The organism is Aeromonas sp. SCS5, assembly GCF_001887375.1.
Classification (GTDB): domain Bacteria; phylum Pseudomonadota; class Gammaproteobacteria; order Enterobacterales; family Aeromonadaceae; genus Aeromonas; species Aeromonas jandaei.
Genome location: NZ_LFCS01000007.1, coordinates 296,114 through 316,212 on the forward strand (window position 1 = coordinate 296,114; position 20,099 = coordinate 316,212).

Sequence of the window (20,099 nt, forward strand, 5' to 3'; positions counted from 1 at the left end):
TTACCATCTGTCGGCCCCCGCGTCAGAAAAAGCGGGGTAACGATATCCTGGGCGTGAACCAGTCTGGCTCAATTCAGGTAGCGTGGCGCCTCCTGGCGCACCAGTTCAAGGGCATCCTGCAGCTCCAGCAGCTCGGGCTCCAGCTCGCTGACCGGCACGCCGTCGCGCAGCTGTTGCTCCAGTTGTGACAGCAGCCGCTGCAGGCCGGGCACCCCCGAGTAGGCGCAGCCGCCGTTGAGACGGTGGAGCTGGGCCAGCACTTCACCGTCGTCGATGGCACCCGCAAGAGCGGCATCCAGCACAGGCTCCACCTCGTCGAAGCTGGCCAGCAGCATGGTCAGCATCTCTCTGGCCAGATCCTCCTTGCCGGCCGCCTGCCGCACCGCCAGCGCCCAGTCGATCTGCTGATCGCCGACAATCTGGTGACGGCGATGGGCAAAGTCGGTGATGAGTCTGGCCAGCATGCTCTCGTCGATGGGCTTGGCCAGATAGTCATCCATCCCCTGGCGGATCAGGCGCTCCCGCTCGCCGGGAATGGCGTGGGCAGTCACCGCCACGATCGGCGTCTCGGTATTGAGGGACTGGCTGCGGATCGCCTGGGTGGCGCTGATACCATCCATGATCGGCATCTGGATATCCATGAAGATGATGTCGAACGGCTGGCTCTGGGCCTGTTTGACCGCCTCCTTGCCGTTCTTGCAGAGCACGACCTGAGTCACCATCTCCCTGAGCATGGCGGCGATGAGCTTGAGGTTGGCGGCGTTGTCATCCACTGCCAGCACCTTGATCGGCTGCAGCTGGCGAGCAGATGGCTGGGCCGGCAGCTGCTGGCGGCTCGCCTCCGGGGTGAGCAGGGCGTGCAGCAGCTTGCGATGGTTGAGCGGCTTGGAGAGACAGTGCTGTGCACCGTGAGCCAGCATCGCCTCGTAGAGCGCCGGTTCATGGCTGCTGAGCAGCACTATGGTGTTCTGCTGCTGGCCGCTCAGGCTGTCGAGTCGGCTGATCACCTGTTGCGGAGTATGCAGGGTGCTGCTGCCAATGAGCACAATGTCCTGTTCACTCATCTCTGGCCAGGGGGCATCGTTTGTCAGTAGCTGCACATCGAGCTGCCACTCGGCCAGCAGCGCCAGCAGAGCGGCGCGAGCAAAGGGGTCCGGCTCCAGCAGCCAGAGCCGTTTGTTGCGGATGCGATCCAGCGGCAGCTGATCGGTCTGCGGCAGGGGAGAGACCTCCAGATCCAGGCTGAAAGAGAAGACTGAGCCCTTGTCCAGCTCCGACTCGAAGCGGATCTGGCCGCCCATCTGCTGCACCAGCTTCTGGGTGATGACCAGACCCAGTCCGGTGCCGCCATAACGGCGCGAGATGGAGGAGTCGGCCTGATTGAAAGCCTGGAACAGCTGGCGCTGCTGCTCTTCCGAGATGCCGATGCCGGTATCCCGGATCCGCACGTTGAGCTTCACCTTGTGGTTGCTGCTGCCGAGCTGTTCGATATGAACATCCACGTTGCCGCGCTCGGTGAATTTGATGGCGTTACCGGTGAGGTTGGTCAGCACTTGCTGCAGACGCATGGGGTCGCCAGTGAGGGTATCGGGGACATCCGCATCGACCCGCAAAGAGAGCTCCAGCTGCTTGTCGTGGGCGCTGGGGCCGAGCAGGTGCATGGTCTCGTTGAGGGTGTCGCGCAGGCTGAAGGGGATATGCTCCAGCTGCAGCTTGCCCGCCTCCAGCTTGGAGAAGTCGAGGATGTCGTTGATGATGCCAAGCAGGTTGCGCGCCGACTTCTCGATGGTCTGCATGTAGTCGGTCTGGCTCGGCGTGAGGCTGGTCTTGAGCAGCTGGCGGGTAAAACCGATGACGCCGTTGAGCGGGGTGCGCAGCTCGTGAGACATGTTGGCGAGGAACTCCGATTTGACCCTTGCCGCCTCCTGCGCCCGCTTCTTGGCCATGTCGAGCTCGACGTTCTGGATCTCGATCTGCTCCAGCGTCTCGCGCAAATCCGAGGTGGCCTGATCGATATTCTGCTGCATCTCCTCGTGATATTCGGAGAGCGCCTTGGCCATCGCGTTGATACCGTTTTTCAGCATGTCCAGCTCGCCGGTCAGCTCGCCGCTGACCCGAGTGTCGAGCCGCCCTTCCCGGATCTTGTGCACCGCCTGCACCATGTTGGTGATGGGCTGGGTCACGCTCTTGACCAGCCGGAAACCAAACAGGGTGCTGACGGCGACCCCGAGCAGCACCATAATGATGGCGAAGAAGGTATCGCGGTAGTGGAGCAGCATGGCGCGATCCGTGGTCATCTGCATCGAGATGTAACCGATCATCGGCGGCTCCACATCGCTGGGCAGCGGGAAGCCATCCATGGTGGTTTCGGCCTGGATCGGGGTGCGCAATATGATGTCGTCACCGTAGAGGGTGATGCTGGTCAGCTCCGGAATCGGCTCGCCATCGGGCAGTTGCAACCGGGTGAAGTCCCTGTGGTAGTTGGACGTCACGAACAGCTGGTTGTCCTGAGTGAAGACGGCGATGGACTTGATGAGCGGCGAGTTCTTGCGATGGGTCAGACCAATCAGCCGCTTGAGGGATTCGCGGCTGTGCTGGGTCATACCATATTCACTGGCGATGGCCAGTGGCTCTATGATGTTGATCCCTTGATCGATCAGGTTGTTTTCCAGCTGCTGGTAGCGATGGAAGGTGAAGTAGCCGGCCATCAGGCCACCGATGATCAAGGTGGGTAATATGGTAAATGCCAGCACCCGCGCCCGAAGGCCGTATTTGGTCATACTATTATTCTTGTGGGACAATAGCCTGCTGCAGATTCCACAATCATGACATAGCCACCTATAGGCACCAAGTTTTATGGCCCAGTTTTTCAAGCCCCAAAAGAAATCCACCCAGCCCCAACGCATTGAATTTACGGTAGACACCCTCGATCACCACTGTGTCGGGATCGGTCGTCATCAAGGCAAGGCGATCTTTGTTGAAGGGGCACTGCCCGGCGAGACCATCAAGGCCCGCATCACCGAAGACAAAAAGCAGTATGGCCATGCCGCTCTGCAACAGGTGGTGACACCGGCCGCCAACCGCATTGCCCCTTTCTGCAGCCACTACCGCGAGTGCGGTGGTTGCAGCGCCCAGCATATGTCGGTGGCGGATCAGCAGGCAGCCAAGGCGGCCGGGCTGGTCAATCTGTTCGAGCGTCTTGGCAATATCAGTGCGCCGGTACTGGAGCCGGTGCTGACTGGCGAGGAGCGTGCCTATCGCCGGGTCTGCCGGCTGGCCATCAAATTCGACAAGAACGGTCGCTGCACCCGGGTCGGTTTTCGTCGCCGCAACAGCAACGATCTGGTGGAGATCGAAGGGTGCCCGGTGCTGGCCGAACCGCTCTCTGCACTGATTGCGCCGATGCGCGAGTGCCTCAATCGCTTGAAGAGCCAGCGCGAGCTGGGTCATGCCGAACTGATCCAGGCGGAGCAGGGGATCATGATGCTGCTGCGTCATACCGGTCGTCCCAACGAGACGGATCGGGCGCAGCTGGTGGAGTTTGCCGCCGAGCAGGGTATCGACCTCTATCTGCAGGCGGCCGACGACAAGATAGTGGCGCTGCATCAGCAGTTCGAGCCCTCTTACTCGCTGGATGGCCTGTCTCTTGCATTTGCTCCCGGTGACTTCATTCAGGTCAATGGCCCCGTCAACCAGCAGATGGTCGATCAGGCGCTCTCATGGCTTGGGGCGGGCAAGGATGACAAGGTGCTCGATCTCTTCTGTGGCATCGGCAACTTTACCCTGCCGCTGGCCCGTCAGGCCCGCGAAGTGGTGGGGGTGGAAGGTGAGCTGGCCATGGTGGCGCGCGCCGAAGAGAACGCCCGTCGCAATGGCATCAGCAACGCCCGTTTCTACAAGGCGGACTTGAGCGGCGATATCGTCGGCATGTCCTGGGCGCGGGAAGGGTTCGATCTGGTACTGCTGGATCCGGCTCGTCCCGGTGCGCTGGAGGTGATGGAGCACGTCGTGAAACTTTCACCCAAGCGGGTGGTCTACGTCTCCTGTAATCCGGTGACGCTGGCGCGTGATAGCCAGGTGCTGGTGAAGGGCGGTTATCGACTGGTGCGGTTGGGCATGCTCGACATGTTCCCCCACACCGGTCATCTGGAGTCCATGGCCCTCTTCGAGCGGGGCTAGCTAGTGCTCATCAGCAACCTGAACTGAAGCTGTTTGAGCAGACGTGATTGGGGTAACCTAGCCCCTCGTAATTCGGCTGGGCCTGCCGGAGAGACCTATTGTCTTTTTTGACAATATGCCTTGAAACCCTCTCCGGAAATCCCCATTTGAGGCGATCTCACAAGGGGTGAAAGTGACTACTTTCGGCCAAACACTTTAAAGGATTGATACCATGGTTGCGGTTCGCGATATTCATTTGAAAGACAACTTCACCCTGGAGGAGTGGGTCAGCTCGCTCACCCTGAGTGACAGTGACAAGGAGCAGTTGCGAACCGTCTACCAGTATTGCCTGACGTTGGGCGACGAGGCCCTCACCAGCAAGCTGCTGGTGCGCGGCATCGAGATGGTGGGCATCCTGCTGATGCTCAGCATGGATCTCGGTACTCTCAAGGCCGCCATCATCTACCCCTTTGTCGAAGCCGGTCTCATCAGCCAGGAGCGGATGGACGAGGATTTCGGGCCCAAGATCGCCAAGCTGGTGGAAGGGGTGCTGGAGATGGAGGCCATCCGCTCCCTGCAGACCCTCCATCGCAGCGAAACCTCGCCGGAGCAGGTCGACAATGTGCGCCGCATGCTGCTCGCCATGGTCGAGGATGTGCGCGCCGTGGTCATCAAGCTGGCCGAGCGGATCGCCTGCCTGCGGGAAGCGAAAAAGGCGGATGAAGAGACCCGGGTGCTGATGGCCCAGGAGATCACCAACATCTATGCGCCGCTCGCCAACCGGCTTGGTATCGGTCAGCTCAAGTGGGAGCTTGAAGATCTCGCCTTCCGCTACCTGCACCCGGAAACCTACAAGCAGATCGCCAAACAGCTGGATGAGAAGCGGCTCGATCGGGAACGCTACATTCAGGAGTTTGTGCGCTCCCTGCGCGATGCGCTGAAAGAGGCGGGGGTCGAGGCCGAGGTCTACGGCCGACCGAAACACATCTACAGCATCTGGCGCAAGATGCAGAAGAAGCATCTCGAATTCAACGAGCTGTTCGACGTGCGCGCGGTGCGGGTAGTAACCAAGCGGCTGCAGGATTGCTATGCGGCGCTCGGCATCGTTCACACCCACTTCCACCACATTCCCCGCGAGTTTGACGACTACGTCGCCAACCCCAAACCCAACGGCTATCAATCGATCCACACCGTAGTGGTGGGGCCGGAGGGCAAGACGGTCGAGATCCAGATCCGTACCGACCAGATGCATCAGGATGCCGAGCTCGGCGTCGCTGCCCACTGGCGCTACAAGGAGGGTCCGCAGGCTGGCGGCAAGGCCAACACCTTCGAAGACAAGATCGAGTGGCTGCGCAAGCTGCTCGCCTGGCAGGAGGATCTCTCCGAGAGCGGCTCTCTGCTGGAAGATCTGCGCAGTCAGGTGTTCGAGGACAGGGTCTATGTCTTCACCCCGAAAGGGGATGTCATCGACTTGCCGGCGGGTGCTACCCCGCTCGACTTTGCCTATCACGTCCACAGCATGATCGGCCACCGCTGCATCGGTGCCAAGATTGACGGCCGCATTGTGCCGTTCACCTACGCCCTTCAGACCGGCGATCAGGTGGAGGTGATCACCCAGAAAGAGCCGAACCCGAGCCGCGACTGGATGAACCCCAATGCCGGCTTCCTGCGCTCCAGCCGGGCGCGGGCCAAGGTAGCGACCTGGTTCAGAAAGCTGGATCGGGACAAGAATATCGTGGCCGGTCGCGAGCTGTTCGAGAAGGAGCTGGATCGCCACAACCTCAGCATGTCCAAGATCGACAAGGGCAACATGCTGCGCCGCTTCAATCTGGAGAGCACCGACGATCTGCTGGCTGGTATCGGCAGCGGCGATATCCGCATCAACCAGGTGCTCAACTATCTCGACACCTGCTACAACAAGCCGACGGCGGAAGAGGAAGATCGTCGCCTGCTGGAGAGGCTGGAGCAGAAGGCCAATGCGCCGATGCGCCACAAGCCCAAGGATCACATCGTCGTGGAAGGGGTCGGCAACCTGATGACCCATATTGCCCGCTGCTGTCAGCCGATCCCGGGCGATGCCATTCAGGGCTTCATCACCATGGGGCGCGGCGTCTCCATCCACCGGGAAGATTGCGAACAGTTGAAAGAGCTCTCCCGTCGCAACCCGGAGCGACTGATCGATGCGGTGTGGGGGGAGAACTATTCCGGCGGTTACAGCCTCACCATCCGGATCATCTCCAATGATCGCTCCGGCCTGCTGCGCGATATCACTACCGTGCTGGCCAACGAGAAGATCAATGTGATGGGGGTACGCTCACGCTCCAACGTGCGCGAGCAGACCGCCGAAATCGACATGGAGCTGGAGATCTACAACATCAACGCCTTCAACCGGGCGTTGGCAAAGCTCAGCCAGCTCAACGACGTAATTAGCGCCAAGCGGCTTTGATAGCGAACCGACCGGCCCCAGTGGCCGGTCTGTATTTGCGACCCTTTTTGAACTAATCGAAAGCGAATATCCCATGTCCCCACGTTATGACTTCTCCCGACTGTTTGACATGAGATTGCTCGACTGCGCGGCCTGATGTCGCTTCCTCCCCCATTTAACGAATCGAAAGTGAGTAGCCCATGTCCCAACGTTACGATCTGCCCCAACTGCTCGACATCATGGCTCGCCTGCGCGATCCGCAAAACGGCTGCCCCTGGGATCTGAAACAGAACTTCCAGACCATAGTGCCGCACACCCTGGAAGAGGCCTACGAAGTGGCCGATGCCATCGAGACCGAAGATTGGCAGGGGCTGAAAGGGGAGCTGGGTGACCTGCTGTTTCAGGTGGTGTTTTACGCCCAGCTTGGCAAGGAGCAGGGGCTGTTCGACTTCGCCGATATCGTCGATACGGTGAGTGAAAAGCTCATTCGCCGCCACCCCCATGTCTTCTCGGATGCCGACCTTGCCAACGAGCAGGCGGTGAAAGCGAACTGGGAAGCAGAAAAGGCCAGGGAGCGGGCGGCCCTCGACAAAGAGAGCGTGCTGGACGATATCCCGCTCTCGCTGCCAGCCCTGACCCGCGCCGCTAAGATCCAGAAACGCTGTGCCACCGTCGGTTTTGACTGGAAGACGCTGGGGCCGGTGGTGGACAAGATCCACGAGGAGATCGACGAGGTGATGGAAGAGGTGCTGATGGTCGATGTGGACGAGGCGCGGGTGAGCGACGAGCTTGGCGATCTGCTGTTTGCTACCGTCAATCTGGTGCGCCATCTGGGCAAGGATCCCGAGCAGGTGCTGCGGGGCGCCAACGCCAAGTTCGAGCGTCGCTTTCGTCAGGTTGAGCAGATAATCGCCGCAGAAGGGCTGAAAATGAGCGATTGCACCCTCGAAAAGCTTGATGCTGCCTGGGACAAGGCGAAGGAAACCGAGCAAAGTTGATTTGGCGCAAGATGGGGCGGCAAGGAGCCTGATAGATTTTTGCTCATTGTTTGGGAGAGGGGTTTTTGGTATACTGTTTCCCCGTCCTGCTTCATCCCCGAAGCACCCCTTAAAATTCCCTAAACTTCTTTCAGGTTCAGCATGACGACCAAATATATTTTTGTTACTGGTGGCGTTGTTTCATCCCTCGGCAAAGGCATTGCCGCAGCTTCTCTGGCAGCCATTCTGGAAGCCCGTGGTCTGGATGTGACCATCATGAAACTGGACCCCTACATCAACGTGGATCCGGGCACCATGAGCCCGACCCAGCATGGTGAAGTGTTCGTAACCGAGGACGGGGCCGAAACCGATCTGGATTTGGGTCACTACGAGCGTTTCATCCGCACCAAGATGACCCGTCGCAACAACTTTACCACCGGCCGTATCTACGCCGACGTACTGCGTAAAGAGCGTCGTGGTGACTATCTGGGCGCCACCATTCAGGTTATCCCGCACATCACCAACGCCATCAAGGAGCGGGTGATTGCCGGTGCCGAAGGCCATCAGGTTGCCATCGTCGAAGTGGGCGGTACCGTAGGTGACATCGAGTCCCTGCCGTTCCTCGAAGCCATTCGTCAGCTGGCTGCCGAAGTGGGCCGCAACAATGCCATGTTCATGCACCTGACGCTGGTTCCTTACCTGGCTGCTGCCGGTGAAGTGAAGACCAAGCCGACCCAGCACTCTGTAAAAGAGCTGCTCTCCATCGGTATCCAGCCGGATGTGCTGATCTGCCGCTCCGACCGTGCCATTCCGGCCAACGAGCGCGCCAAAATTGCCCTGTTCTGCAACGTGCCCGAGCGCGCCGTCATCTCCATGAAAGACGTCGACTCCATCTACAAGATCCCGGCACTGCTGAAATCCCAGAACCTGGACTCCTACTTCACCGAGCGTTTCGGTCTGGAGTGCAAGGAAGCCGATCTCTCCGAGTGGGAACAGGTTATCTACGAAGAGGCCAACCCGACTGGTGAAGTGACCATCGGTATGGTCGGCAAGTACGTCTCCCTGCCGGACGCCTACAAGTCCGTCAACGAGGCGCTCAAGCACGGTGGTCTCAAGACCCGTCACTCCGTCAACATCAAGTACATCGACTCTCAGGATATCGAGACCCGTGGCTCCGAGCTGCTGGAAGGTCTGGACGCGATCCTGGTGCCGGGTGGCTTCGGTGAGCGCGGTGTGGAAGGCAAAATTCTGGCTGCCCAGTATGCCCGCGAGAACAAGATCCCCTACCTGGGTATCTGCCTCGGCATGCAGGTTGCCATGATCGAATTCGCTCGCAACGTAGCGGGCATGGAAGGGGCTCACTCCTCCGAATTCAAGAAAGATTGCGCGTACCCGGTCGTCGGCCTCATCACCGAGTGGGTGGATGAAGAGGGCAACATCGAGACCCGTACCGAGAAGTCCGATCTGGGCGGTACCATGCGTCTGGGTTCCCAGCTCTGCCACCTGGTCGAAGATTCCAAGGTGCGTCAGATGTACGGCAGCCCGACCATTTACGAGCGTCACCGCCACCGTTACGAAGTCAACAACAAGCTGCTGCCGCAGATCGAGGCAGCCGGCCTGAAAGTGACCGGTCTCTCCGCTGACAAGAAGTTGGTGGAAATCATCGAGATCCCGGATCACCCCTGGTTCGTGGCCGCGCAGTTCCACCCGGAGTTCACCTCAACTCCTCGTGATGGCCACGCCCTGTTCGCCGGTTTTGTAAAGGCGGCAGGCGAGTATCAGAAGCGTAATTTGAAGTAATTGAAAATAAATGCGGTTGGGGCACTGTGCCACAGCCGCTTTTTTTGGCATATTTTTGTTGTTTTTTTACGAAACCTGAGGAAATACACATGTCCAAGATCGTTAAAGTGATCGGTCGTGAAATCATCGACTCCCGTGGTAACCCGACCGTTGAGGCCGAAGTTCACCTGGAAGGTGGTTTTGTTGGTATGGCAGCCGCTCCGTCTGGCGCGTCCACCGGTTCCCGCGAAGCGCTGGAACTGCGTGACGGCGACAAGAGCCGTTTCCTGGGTAAAGGCGTGCTGAAAGCCATCGAAGCCGTAAACGGCCCGATCGCTCAAGCTCTGCTGGGTAAAGATGCCAAGGACCAGGCCACTGTCGACCAGATCATGATCGACCTCGACGGTACCGAGAACAAATCCAAGTTCGGCGCCAACGCCATCCTGGCTGTTTCCCTGGCTAACGCCAAAGCTGCCGCTGCTGCCAAAGGCATGCCGCTGTACGCCCACATCGCCGAGCTGAACGGCACCCCGGGTGTTTACTCCATGCCGCTGCCGATGATGAACATCATCAACGGTGGTGAGCACGCCGACAACAACGTCGACATCCAGGAGTTCATGATCCAGCCGGTTGGCGCCAAGACCCTGAAAGAAGCCGTTCGCATGGGCGCAGAAGTGTTCCACAACCTGGCCAAAGTGCTGAAGTCCAAGGGCTACAACACTGCAGTTGGTGACGAAGGTGGTTTCGCTCCGAACCTGAAATCCAACGCCGAAGCGCTGGAAGTTATCGCTGAAGCCGTTGCCGCTGCCGGTTACAAACTGGGCACCGACATCACCCTGGCTATGGACTGCGCTGCTTCCGAGTTCTACGACGCAGAGAAGAAAGAGTACAACCTGAAAGGCGAAGGCCGTGTCTTCACCTCCAACGGTTTCTCCGACTTCCTGGCTGACCTGACCACCAAGTTCCCGATCGTCTCCATCGAAGATGGCCTGGACGAATCTGACTGGGAAGGTTTCGCCTACCAGACTGCTGAACTGGGCAAGAAAATCCAGATCGTTGGTGACGACCTGTTCGTAACCAACACCAAGATCCTGAAGCGCGGTATCGACAACGGCATCGCCAACTCCATCCTGATCAAGTTCAACCAGATCGGTTCCCTGACCGAAACTCTGGCTGCCATCAAGATGGCCAAAGACGCTGGCTACACTGCCGTCATCTCCCACCGCTCCGGTGAGACCGAAGACGCTACCATCGCCGACCTGGCCGTTGGTACCGCTGCTGGCCAGATCAAGACCGGTTCCATGAGCCGTTCTGACCGTGTTGCCAAGTACAACCAGCTGATCCGTATCGAAGAAGCTCTGGGTGCCAAAGCTCCTTTCCGCGGTCTGAAAGAAGTTAAGAACCAGGCTTAATCAAGCCTCGGTCGTCAACCTCGGTTGACCCGGCCAGACCTAAGGTTTGGCGAACAATCCGGAGCCCTTGTGGCTCCGGATTTTTTTATGGCTGTTTTTCGTCGGCGTTGCCAGCGTGGCAGAAGTTGGCAGCGCAGCTGGCCAGCCAGGGTCAGCAACGGCCAGACTGGCAACAGATACAAAAAAGCCCGCATGATGCGGGCTTTTTACTTGGGATGTGCTCAGCTCTTGGCGTTGTCAGCCTTGCTGTGGGGGTCAACTCCCGCAGTCGTTGCGGTAGCTGTGGCGCTCTGTTCGGCCAGTTGCGGAGAGCGCAGGCTGGCTGGCGCGAGCTGGCCATAGGCGCGCGACTTGCCATCAAACAGCAGGCTCTGCTGATACCAGGTGGTGGCCCAGCTGAAGTCCCGTTCGCGGGCCGCCGCTTCGTCGCAAGGCTGTGGCCGGTGCAGTTGCAGATCCCTCTTCCAGTTAAAGCAGGTGAGCTTGTCCGGCTCGCGCATCGGATACTCGACGATCTGCTCGCCGTAAACCCGCCCTATGGTGCCGCTGGCGGCATAGATGCCCCCGCGCGGCGGTTCGCTTAGCAGGGAGTGGCCGGTAAACCAGGGCGCCTTGCCCCCCAGCAGGTCGAGGATGGTGGGGGCGATATCCTGCTGGGCACCGATGCCCGGTTGATGGCGCGGGGTGATGGAGCCATCGGTGGCGAACATCAGGAAGGGGATCCAGTACCGCCCCATATGGCCGCTGCGCTCGCCAGCGGTGTGATCGGCGGTGATGACGAACAGAGTCGGGCCAAGGTTGGCCTGCTGGTACTCCTCGATAAAGCGGCCGAGCGCCTTGTCGGCATAGTGCAGCACGCTCATCTGCCGCTCGTTGCTGCTCTGATCGCCAAACAGCCAGGGCTCGCCCGGCGGCAGCTGGTCATCGTGGGTGGTGGTGTTGTTCACCATGTAGAAGAAGGGACGCGACTCCGCGCGCGCCTTGCTCAGGATAAAGCGGTAGAGATCCGGGTCCTGATAGCCCCAGCTGTTCTGCTCCACCTCGGCGGCGGGCATCTCCAGCTTGCCGTAAGAGGCCTGTGTCCCCAGCAGCTGGGCCAGCTGCCCGGTCTCCCCCTTGTGCATCCCCTGAAAGACCGCAGTGCTCCAGCCTGCGTCGCTCAACAGCTTGGGCAGGCACTCGTAGTGCTGATCCTGCAGCGGCGTATTGGGGATGCCCGCCTCCAGCGGATTTTGATAGGAGCAGAGGGCGGTAAAGAACCCCTCCACCGTGCGGCGGCCGCCGGCGATCAGACCATCGGTGCGCAGCCCCTCGCGGTGCAGCGCATCCAGATGAGGGGTGGTGAGCGGCGCAGCCGGGTTGTAGCTCTGCATCAGCTCGGCAGGCCAGCTCTCCAGCAGCATCAGGATGATGTTCATCTTGCGCTGCGGCGGTTGGTAAGGGGCGTGGCCATCGAGCTGTGCCAGCGTCGTCAGCTGCTGCGCCGCGGGTTGCGGCAGCTGCTGATAGAGCGGCGTGCCGCCGCCGGTCTCGTCGGCGGAGCTGCTGCTGACCAGCATGGCGTAGACGGGATTGAGGGCGAGCAGCGCCTGCTGGGGATTGCCGATGGCGTAGGCGCGATCCGGCTTCATCGGCAGATCGGTCAGGGAGCCGCGCACGCAGAGCACCGCTATGGCAAAGGTGAGCAGCAGCGGCAGCTCGCTCTTCGCCAGCGTCATGCGCGCCGGCAGGTGCAACTGGCGGCGGCACAACAGGGCGCTGGCCAGCGCACCGGCCAGGGTTGCGACCATCAGCAACGGGTACTGCTTGAGGGCGGTGGTGAGCAGACTGCCCGCCTCGCGGGTCACCTCGCCCAGCTCATAGCCGATATGGCGCCCCGAATTGGCGAAATACATCAGGTCGGCCACCTGCAACCCTGCCAGCACCATGGCCGGAACCCACCACCAGAGCCAGGAGAGGCGACGCAGCCTGAGCCGCACCGCCAGCCAGCAGAGCAGGGCGCTCGGCGCCCACAGCAGGGCCGCCGCCGCCAGATCGAAGCGAAAGCCCCACAGCAGCGCCTCAAGTTGTTGAGTGGTGGTCAGCACCGCAAAGCTGGCGGGCGACCAGAACAGCAGCAGGGATTTGAGCAGCAGTGCCAGGAGCGCGAGCAGCGCCAGACCCGACAGCAGAAAGCGAGCGAACATAGCCAATCCGGAGTTTCAGGAAGTCATCGAGCGGCTATTGATAACGGATGTAGTTGTTGGCTTACAAGCATTACTGTCACGCAATGGTAACCAGATGTGACAAGTGTGAAGAGGTTCGCCTTTGCCGGGGAGATACGAGAGCCAAGTGCGCTCGCATCCCCTCCCGGTGGCGACCTAGCTGGCGGCGGATTGGCTGGTCAGCCACTCCTGCAAGGCATTGGCAAAGGCGGCGGGTTGCTCGATGGGGTAGAGGTGGTTGGCCCCCTCGAGCCGCTTGAGCTGGCAGTGCGGCAGCTGCGCGGCAAGGGCCTCGCCGACCAGCGCGAACAGCGGGCGGGTCGCCGCTCCCAGCATCACGCAGGCGGGCAGGGTCAGGGTGGCAAGACGTGCGGGCGACCAGTCAGGGCGTTCGCTCTGGCTCAACTGCTTGGGCAGGCTGGCTGCCTCGGCCAGCTGCGCCTGCTGCCACTTGACGGGCTGGCTGGCAAAATAGCCGCCGCGGCCACCCGAGCCATCGATCAAACTGGCGACCGCCTGTGGCAACTTGCCCTCCTGCACCTGTACAAACAGCGGGCCGAACATGGCGCCGGCATCGGCCATAAAGGCGGCAAGACCCTGCTCATCGAGGGCGCCGGGGCAACCCGGCTCCACCAGACAGAGTGAGCGAAACCGCTCGGGCGCCATCAGGGCGGCGGTCAGGGCGACATCCGCCCCGTATGACCAGCCCGCCAGATGCACTGGCCCGCACGGCAACTGCTCCAGCAAGGCAAGCAGATCGCCGGCGTGGGTCTCAAGGCCAAACGGCCCCTCTCTGCCCGCCTCGCCAAAGTGGCGCAGGGTGGGGGCATAGACGGTGTAGTGCTGCGAGAGCCGCTCGATATGTTCGAGCCAGAGGGTGTGGTTGGCCAGCGCGCCATGGATCAGCAACAGCGGTTCGCCGCTGCCCGCCTGCAGGCAGGGCTGCGCGCTGCCATTGACGATAAAAGTGTGAGTCTGTGACTGCATATCAACGCCTCCCCGGCGTGTCATAAGAGCGGAGGAGTATATGACAAGCGCCCTGCGGCCGGTAAGTAGCCTCTTTCAGGCTGGCGCTAGCCACTATAAGCAAAAGTTGGGTCATTATCAGAAAACCCATAAATCCAGCTTATAGTGGCACCGACGAGCCTTGGGTTGCATCGGGGTGACTGATACAAGCCCCACAAGGGGATCTTCCGATCCTTGTTTATCTCGTGGCAGGGTTATAAGCGATTGTCCGAATACGCTGCGCTATTCGAACCTGCGGGCTTAATCAGTGAATGACAGAACCGCCTCCGTGTCAGTAAATTCTGCTATCGAGATGGTGGTTGCGAGCATTTTTGGTCACTCAAGATTTATACAAACTTGATTGTGCCATGCAGACATGTTCGGCCATTTTTCATTAGAGCTTCCATTATGAGACCAATAGATGACTTCTCCTGTTTTTGATATGCAGAAATAGTCACCATTATCTTCAATGAAAGGCAATAAATCTCTCGGTACACCTATAATTCCCCAAGCTATTCTAGCCATTTCAAAAATATCAAGGCGGCCTGCACCGGGCAGAATAACTGCTGCTTCAAAAATTGCGTTTGCGACATCACTACCAGATTTTAAAAAGCATCGATAGTCATTGTGAAATGTGATGCCTAGTTTTCTCTCTGCAATAGCTATTTCATCATCTGTCGGGATTCTAAATGGGTTATTTTGCATGAAACTATTCCAAAGCATTAATTGTCGGGGTGACTGTTGTATAGTATAAGTTTTGGAAAGATAAGTTGGATTAAATGATTACATCTTCTAAGAATGCTGCAAGCTTATAAGCTCTATCCAGATGAAAATCAAGTTGCGGGTCATCTATTTGGTGGTCATCAATCATTCTGAAGTCCATAAATAGCTTGTGTTTTATTTTATGGTAATGAAACTTGTTTTTGTTTTTTATTATATTTATGGCTCCGCGCACTTCGTTATATATTACTCTGTCTTTGTTGAGGTAATCATCTATTGCCCTCAGTTCATTGAGTAGTTCAGTTTCGATAGATTCAATTGTCATAGGTGCTTTATGGCCTATTATTAGCCCTTTTGTCGTTGGTGGAGGGTAAGTCAGGGGGCTATCAGAATATCTATTGTGATTGCTTTATTCGCGACTTTTCGAGTCTACGGGCTGCGGCCGGTAAGTAACCTCTTTCAGGCTGGCCACAGCCACTATAAGCAAAAGTTGGGGTATTATCGGAAAACCCATAAATCCAGCTTATAGTGGCACCGACGAGCCTTGGGTTGCATCAGGGTGACTGATACAAGCCCCGAAAGGGGATCTTCCGAACCTTGGTGATGTATTGGCGGGGATATTCGCGATTGTCCGAATACGCTGCGCTATTCGAACCTACGGGCTCCGATGTTTCAATTTTTATAACGTTGGAAATCAGCCGCGCCGGCACGGCGTCGGCTGCATTGACTTGTTAGGTCTGGCCCCCACCGTAGTAGACGACAGACCCGAAAGAAAACTTATGCCCATGCTCGGCACTCCATTCTGGGAAAGGCTTTTGCCTGCTGCCGCCCCGATACTCACGCCAAGCACTCAGCAAGCTGCGGTAATACGCTATCTCTTCCATGTGCCTGGTCTTTAACTCATTTACCGGCAGCCGAATGGCGTATGCCACAGCCTTAGCCAAAGCCTCATCCGCTTCCGACTCTGGGCCAAGAAATACCGACTCAGAAAGGTGATGAGTTGCAAAGTCCACGCTCTGCAATTCCTGCAGGACAAGACGGCTTAACGAGATTTCATCCTCAGGATCTTCCCGTAGAGCACGCTCAAATAGCTCCGAGTTGCCGCAAACTACACCACTCCACCGATATGGCTCCGGGGATCTCGGGCTCTCATCACACCACTTCTGAAGTACATCACCGACATAGGCTGCGGCTGGCTGCGGAAAGAACTGATGTATATCTCGGTTATAGAAATGCATTTCAGCCAATTCGCTAGCCATAGCCCGCTGCTCATCAACAGGAAGAATGCGTGACTGATCTATAAACGACCGCAATTCAACAAGCGCCTCCTTCTTGAGTCCTTTTTCTCTTAAGAGGCAGTAGCGCGCGTAGCCCTCATAGCCACTCTTGTGACGCAATGCTTCGGCTATTTCTTTCAGGCCCTTGAAGTTGGCCTTGTTCCAGTAATGCATGCTAGACCTTACTGTGATTAGATGGAAGGCGGCATTAATCCGTTAGCAGAGCATTCCATATAACTCCGTAACATTTTCACTGCCGCCAAGTAAAAAAATCATTAAATCATAATGTTACCCGTTTGCTTCTTATGCTGAGCGTATTCGCTTGACTTCCTCTTTTTGCGCCACCGTTACTACTGTGTGAAAAATCAGTGCTCAGCGCACTCTTGGCAAGCGCCGCCAAAGCACGCCTGCGTGAGCGGGTCAGAAATCAGCATAAGGCTGTCACCATGTTGACTGGGCAGTCGTGGGCAACGTTCGCTTATCCATTCCATCCGGCATGGCTACCGCCCCTGAATTACAGCCTCCAGTCTGCTGCTTTTAACCAACGGGGTGTGGCTGGCATGGCTCATGGGGTGACTCCGACGAGGCTCGTGTTGCCAATTGGCTATAGTACCGGCCTATTGGCCAAGGGAAAGGGTGATGCGGGGAATTCCTGAGCCAGATCAAGTAATTAGTCAATAACAGCTGGTCTGGTGCGCAGGTGGGGCGCGTGGCCATTGGTGAGGAAAACAGTTAGTGGGGAAAAGTGTCGGTGGGTAAAAGCAGTGACGGGTAAAAAACAAGAAGCCCCTGAACGGGGCTTCTCTTTGGCGGCATAGCCACTGTGAACGGCTGGGTTGACCGGCTCGCTGGCGCCTTGTCCGGGCGCCGGAGCGGGCTGGTGCGGGCTTACTCTTCGACCTTGTTGAGCCACTCGACCTTGTATTGGGCGCCGGCGCCCTGCGCCAGCTTGGCACACAGCGGTTTGAGGAAGGCTTCAATCTGCTCGTCCAGCATCCAGGGCGGGCTGATGATCAGCATCCCCGAGCCGTTCATGCCCCAATCCTTGGTCTGACCGGCCACTTCCAGCTCGGCGACCAGCACGTTACCGAAGTTCTCGCGCTTGATGGCGCGCAGCATGTCGCGGGATTTGTCCGCCTCTTCCCCCAGAATGGGGTACCAGAGGGCGTAGATGCCGGTGGCCCAGCGCTTCTGCGCTTTTTTCAGGGTATCGACCACGGCGAAGTAATCTTCTTTGAGCTCATAGGGCGGGTCGATCAGCACCAGCCCGCGGCGCGGGGTGGGCGGCAGCAAGGCGACCAGCCCCTCGAAGCCGTCCCTATGGTGAACGGCAACGCGCGGGTCGTAACCCATGTTGGCGCGCAGATCTTCCACTTCGTTGTTGTGCAGCTCCATCAGCGCCAGCTTGTCCTGCTCGCGGGTGAGGCGGCGGGAGAGCTCCGGTGAGCCGGGGTAGTAGTGGAGCTGGCCATCGACATTCATCTCGTCGATAACGGCGAAATAGGGGGCCATGGCGGGCCACTGGCCGCGCTCGTCCCACAGCCGGCCGATGCCGTCGGCATACTCCGCCTTCTTCTGCGACCACTCGCCGCGCAGGTCGTAGAGACCGCCGCCGGCATGGGTGTCCAGCACGATGAAGGGTTTCTCCTTCTTCTTGAGGGACTCGATGATCAGGGCCTGAACGGTATGTTTCAGCACGTCGGCGTGGTTGCCGGCGTGAAAGGCGTGGCGATAACTCAGCATATTAGGTCTCTGAGGGGGCCCTGCGTGGCCCCCAGTAGCGATAGATAGTTCAACAGATTCTGGCTCTTGCCGCGCACCAGGGTGAGGCTGCGCAGGGTTTGCAGCAGCACCCCCTGCTGGAGCCGCTCCAGCTCCAGCTCGTGGGCCAGCATGGCCTGATATTCGGATTCGCCGAGCCGCCCCTTGGCGTTTTTGCGCAGGGCGCGCCAGGGGGTCAGCACGGCTTCGGTTTGCAGCAGGGCGGGCTGCAGGTCGAGCAGGTCGACCGGGATCCCGAGCTCGTCGAGGCGATGCAGCAGCAGGGCCAGATTGACGTTGCCCCCCAGCTCCTGCACGGTGAGCCAGTCATGACTGCGGGCGCCGTACACCTCGCCGCTCCACTGCCAGAAGCCGCGCGGGGAGGGGAGTTCATCGGCAGCGACCCGCTCCGGGGCCATCAGCATTTCGTCACGCAAGGAATTCCTGCTCCATGGTTTCCAGCTCTTCGGAGAGGCTCATCCACTCCATCTCGACGTTCTCCAGCTCCTCCTTGATGGGGCCCTGGGACTTGAGCAGCTCGGAGAGCTTCTGCTTGGCACTCTCTTCGTAGATGGCCGGATCGGCCAGCTGGCTCTCGATGTCGGCCAGCTTGCCCTGCAGCTTCTCCATGCTCGCTTCGAGCTTTTCGAGCTTCTGGCGCAGCGGACGGGTTTGCTGGCGGAACTCCGCCTCGCGCCGCTTCTGATCCTTGCGCGCCACCGCCGAGTTGGCGGAGACGGGGCCATCGGCCGGTTTGGCGTTGGCCTCTTTCTCCTGCTCGCCGAGCCACTTGTGATAGTCGTCGAGATCGCCGTCGAACGGCTCGACTCGGCCACCGTGTACCAGATAGAAGTCGTCGGTGGTGGTGCGCAGCAGGTGGCGATCGTGTGATACCACCACCATGGCCCCTTCGAAGCCTTGCAGCGCCATGGTCAGGGCGTGGCGCATCTCCAGATCCAGGTGGTTGGTCGGTTCATCGAGCAGCAAGAGGTTCGGCTTTTGCCAGGTGATCAGCGCCAGCACCAGCCGCGCCTTTTCACCGCCGGAGAAGGGGGCCACCTTGTCGAGCGCCTTGTCACCGTGGAAGCCAAAGCTGCCCAGATAGTTGCGCAGCTCCTGCTCGGTCTTGTCCGGCGCGAGGCGCACCAGATGATCGAGCGGGGTGTCGTCGAGGCGCAGGGTCTCCAGCTGATGCTGGGCAAAATAGCCGATGCTCACCCCGGCGCTCACTTCCAGCTTGCCGGAGAGCGGCGGGTTGGAGCCGGCCAGCATCTTGATAAAGGTCGATTTACCGGCGCCGTTGCGACCGAGCAGACCGATGCGCGAACCCGGTACCAGATTGAGTTTGATCTTCTCGAGGATCACCTTGTCGCCGTAACCGGCGGAGAGGTTCTCCATGGCGATGAGCGGGGTCGGCAGGGCCGAGGGCTCGCGAAACTCGAAGCTGAACTCGGAGTCGGCGTGGGCGGGCAGGATCTTCTCCATCCGCTCCATCGCTTTCAGGCGGCTCTGGGCCTGACGGGCCTTGGAGGCCTTGTAGCGGAAGCGGTCCACATAGGATTGCATGTGGGCCATCTCGCGCTGCTGCTTCTCGTACATCGACTGCTGCTGGGCCAGATGTTCGGCGCGCTGCAGTTCGAAGTCGGAGTAGCCGCCGGTGTATTCGTTGAGCTTGCCGTTCTCGATATGGATGATGCGGCTGATGACCGAGTCGAGGAAATCGCGGTCGTGAGAGATCAGCACCAGCGTGCCCTGATAGCCCTTGAGCCACTTCTCCAGCCAGATGACGGCGTCGAGATCCAGGTGGTTGGTCGGTTCATCGAGCAGCAGCAGGTCGGAGCGGCAGAGCAGCGCCTGAGCGAGGTTGAGGCGCATGCGCCAGCCACCGGAGAAGCTGCGCACCGGCGAGCTGAGTTGCTCGTCGGCAAAGCCCAGGCCGTGCAGCAGTTCGGCGGCGCGGGCGCGGATGCTGTAGGCGCCGATGGTGTCGAGCTTGCTGTGCAGCTCGGCCACCAGCAGGCCGTTGTCATCCTGCTCGGCCTGGGCGAGCTCGGCCTCCAGCGCGCGGAACACCTTGTCGCCGTCGATCACGTAGTCGAGGGCAGAGCAATCGAGCGCGGGGGTCTCCTGCGCCACGCCCGCAATCTGCCAGCCGGCGGGCAGGCTGAAGCTGCCGCTGTCGATGGCCAGCTCCCCCCGTACCAGTGCAAAAAAGGTGGACTTGCCACAGCCGTTTTTGCCCACCAGACCCACCTTGTGGCCCGGGTGAATGGTGGCGGAGGCGTTGTCCAGCAGCTTGCGGCCGCCGCGGATCAGTTCGATTTGACTGGCAACTATCATGGGTGGGATCTGCTTGCTCAAAAATGGAGGAGAAAAACTGG

The 20,099-nt window shown here is 59.3% G+C and carries 14 protein-coding genes; 5 read left to right on the forward strand and 9 right to left on the reverse strand.

Annotation, left to right across the window (positions count from 1 at the left end; translation table 11 throughout):
- Positions 1-68: 68 nt before the first annotated feature.
- Positions 69-2,780, reverse strand: a complete 2,712-nt coding sequence (gene barA / locus BS300_RS11425; RefSeq protein ID WP_071912846.1) for a two-component sensor histidine kinase BarA — start codon at positions 2,778-2,780, stop codon at positions 69-71.
- Positions 2,781-2,856: 76 nt separating this feature from the next.
- Between barA and rlmD the strand changes: the two genes are divergently transcribed.
- The 5 genes from rlmD (at position 2,857) to eno (ending at position 10,751) form a co-directional block, all read left to right on the forward strand.
- Positions 2,857-4,179 carry a 23S rRNA (uracil(1939)-C(5))-methyltransferase RlmD gene (rlmD, locus tag BS300_RS11430; RefSeq protein WP_071912848.1) on the forward strand — a complete coding sequence of 441 codons (1,323 nt, stop codon included), beginning with the start codon at positions 2,857-2,859 and terminating at the stop codon, positions 4,177-4,179.
- 211 nt (positions 4,180-4,390) lie between these two features.
- Positions 4,391-6,604, forward strand: a complete 2,214-nt coding sequence (gene relA / locus BS300_RS11435) for a GTP diphosphokinase (RefSeq protein WP_040068329.1) — start codon at positions 4,391-4,393, stop codon at positions 6,602-6,604.
- 179 nt (positions 6,605-6,783) lie between these two features.
- Positions 6,784-7,581 carry a nucleoside triphosphate pyrophosphohydrolase gene (gene mazG / locus BS300_RS11440; protein ID WP_071912850.1) on the forward strand — a complete coding sequence of 266 codons (798 nt, stop codon included), beginning with the start codon at positions 6,784-6,786 and terminating at the stop codon, positions 7,579-7,581.
- Positions 7,582-7,722: 141 nt separating this feature from the next.
- The gene (gene pyrG, locus BS300_RS11445) at positions 7,723-9,360 is read left to right on the forward strand and encodes a CTP synthase (glutamine hydrolyzing) (protein ID WP_033113091.1); all 1,638 of its coding nucleotides are present in this window, start codon (positions 7,723-7,725) and stop codon (positions 9,358-9,360) included.
- 89 nt (positions 9,361-9,449) lie between these two features.
- Positions 9,450-10,751, forward strand: a complete 1,302-nt coding sequence (gene eno / locus BS300_RS11450; RefSeq protein ID WP_005335583.1) for a phosphopyruvate hydratase — start codon at positions 9,450-9,452, stop codon at positions 10,749-10,751.
- A gap of 221 nt (positions 10,752-10,972) precedes the next feature.
- Here eno and BS300_RS11455 read toward each other — a convergent pair whose 3' ends face one another.
- The 8 genes from BS300_RS11455 to BS300_RS11490 form a co-directional block, all read right to left on the reverse strand.
- A complete protein-coding gene (locus BS300_RS11455) occupies positions 10,973-12,937 on the reverse strand; it encodes an LTA synthase family protein (RefSeq protein ID WP_071912852.1) in 1,965 nt (654 codons plus the stop codon).
- Between the two features lie 174 nt (positions 12,938-13,111).
- A complete protein-coding gene (locus tag BS300_RS11460) occupies positions 13,112-13,942 on the reverse strand; it encodes an alpha/beta hydrolase (RefSeq protein ID WP_071912854.1) in 831 nt (276 codons plus the stop codon).
- A gap of 354 nt (positions 13,943-14,296) precedes the next feature.
- The gene (locus BS300_RS11465) at positions 14,297-14,665 is read right to left on the reverse strand and encodes an SMI1/KNR4 family protein (protein WP_071912856.1); all 369 of its coding nucleotides are present in this window, start codon (positions 14,663-14,665) and stop codon (positions 14,297-14,299) included.
- A gap of 70 nt (positions 14,666-14,735) precedes the next feature.
- Positions 14,736-15,005 carry a hypothetical protein gene (locus BS300_RS11470; protein ID WP_043849943.1) on the reverse strand — a complete coding sequence of 90 codons (270 nt, stop codon included), beginning with the start codon at positions 15,003-15,005 and terminating at the stop codon, positions 14,736-14,738.
- A gap of 406 nt (positions 15,006-15,411) precedes the next feature.
- Positions 15,412-16,131 carry a hypothetical protein gene (locus tag BS300_RS11475; RefSeq protein WP_071912858.1) on the reverse strand — a complete coding sequence of 240 codons (720 nt, stop codon included), beginning with the start codon at positions 16,129-16,131 and terminating at the stop codon, positions 15,412-15,414.
- A gap of 714 nt (positions 16,132-16,845) precedes the next feature.
- The gene (rlmJ, locus tag BS300_RS11480; protein WP_071912860.1) at positions 16,846-17,700 is read right to left on the reverse strand and encodes a 23S rRNA (adenine(2030)-N(6))-methyltransferase RlmJ; all 855 of its coding nucleotides are present in this window, start codon (positions 17,698-17,700) and stop codon (positions 16,846-16,848) included.
- Positions 17,694-18,155 carry a DUF2390 domain-containing protein gene (locus tag BS300_RS11485; RefSeq protein ID WP_033113755.1) on the reverse strand — a complete coding sequence of 154 codons (462 nt, stop codon included), beginning with the start codon at positions 18,153-18,155 and terminating at the stop codon, positions 17,694-17,696. The genes rlmJ and BS300_RS11485 overlap by 7 nt, the downstream gene beginning before the upstream one ends.
- On the reverse strand, positions 18,148-20,058 hold the full coding sequence (locus BS300_RS11490) for an ABC transporter ATP-binding protein (RefSeq protein ID WP_071912863.1): 1,911 nt from the start codon (positions 20,056-20,058) through the stop codon (positions 18,148-18,150). Before BS300_RS11490 ends, BS300_RS11485 begins: the two co-directional genes overlap by 8 nt.
- Between the last annotated feature and the right edge of the window lie 41 nt (positions 20,059-20,099).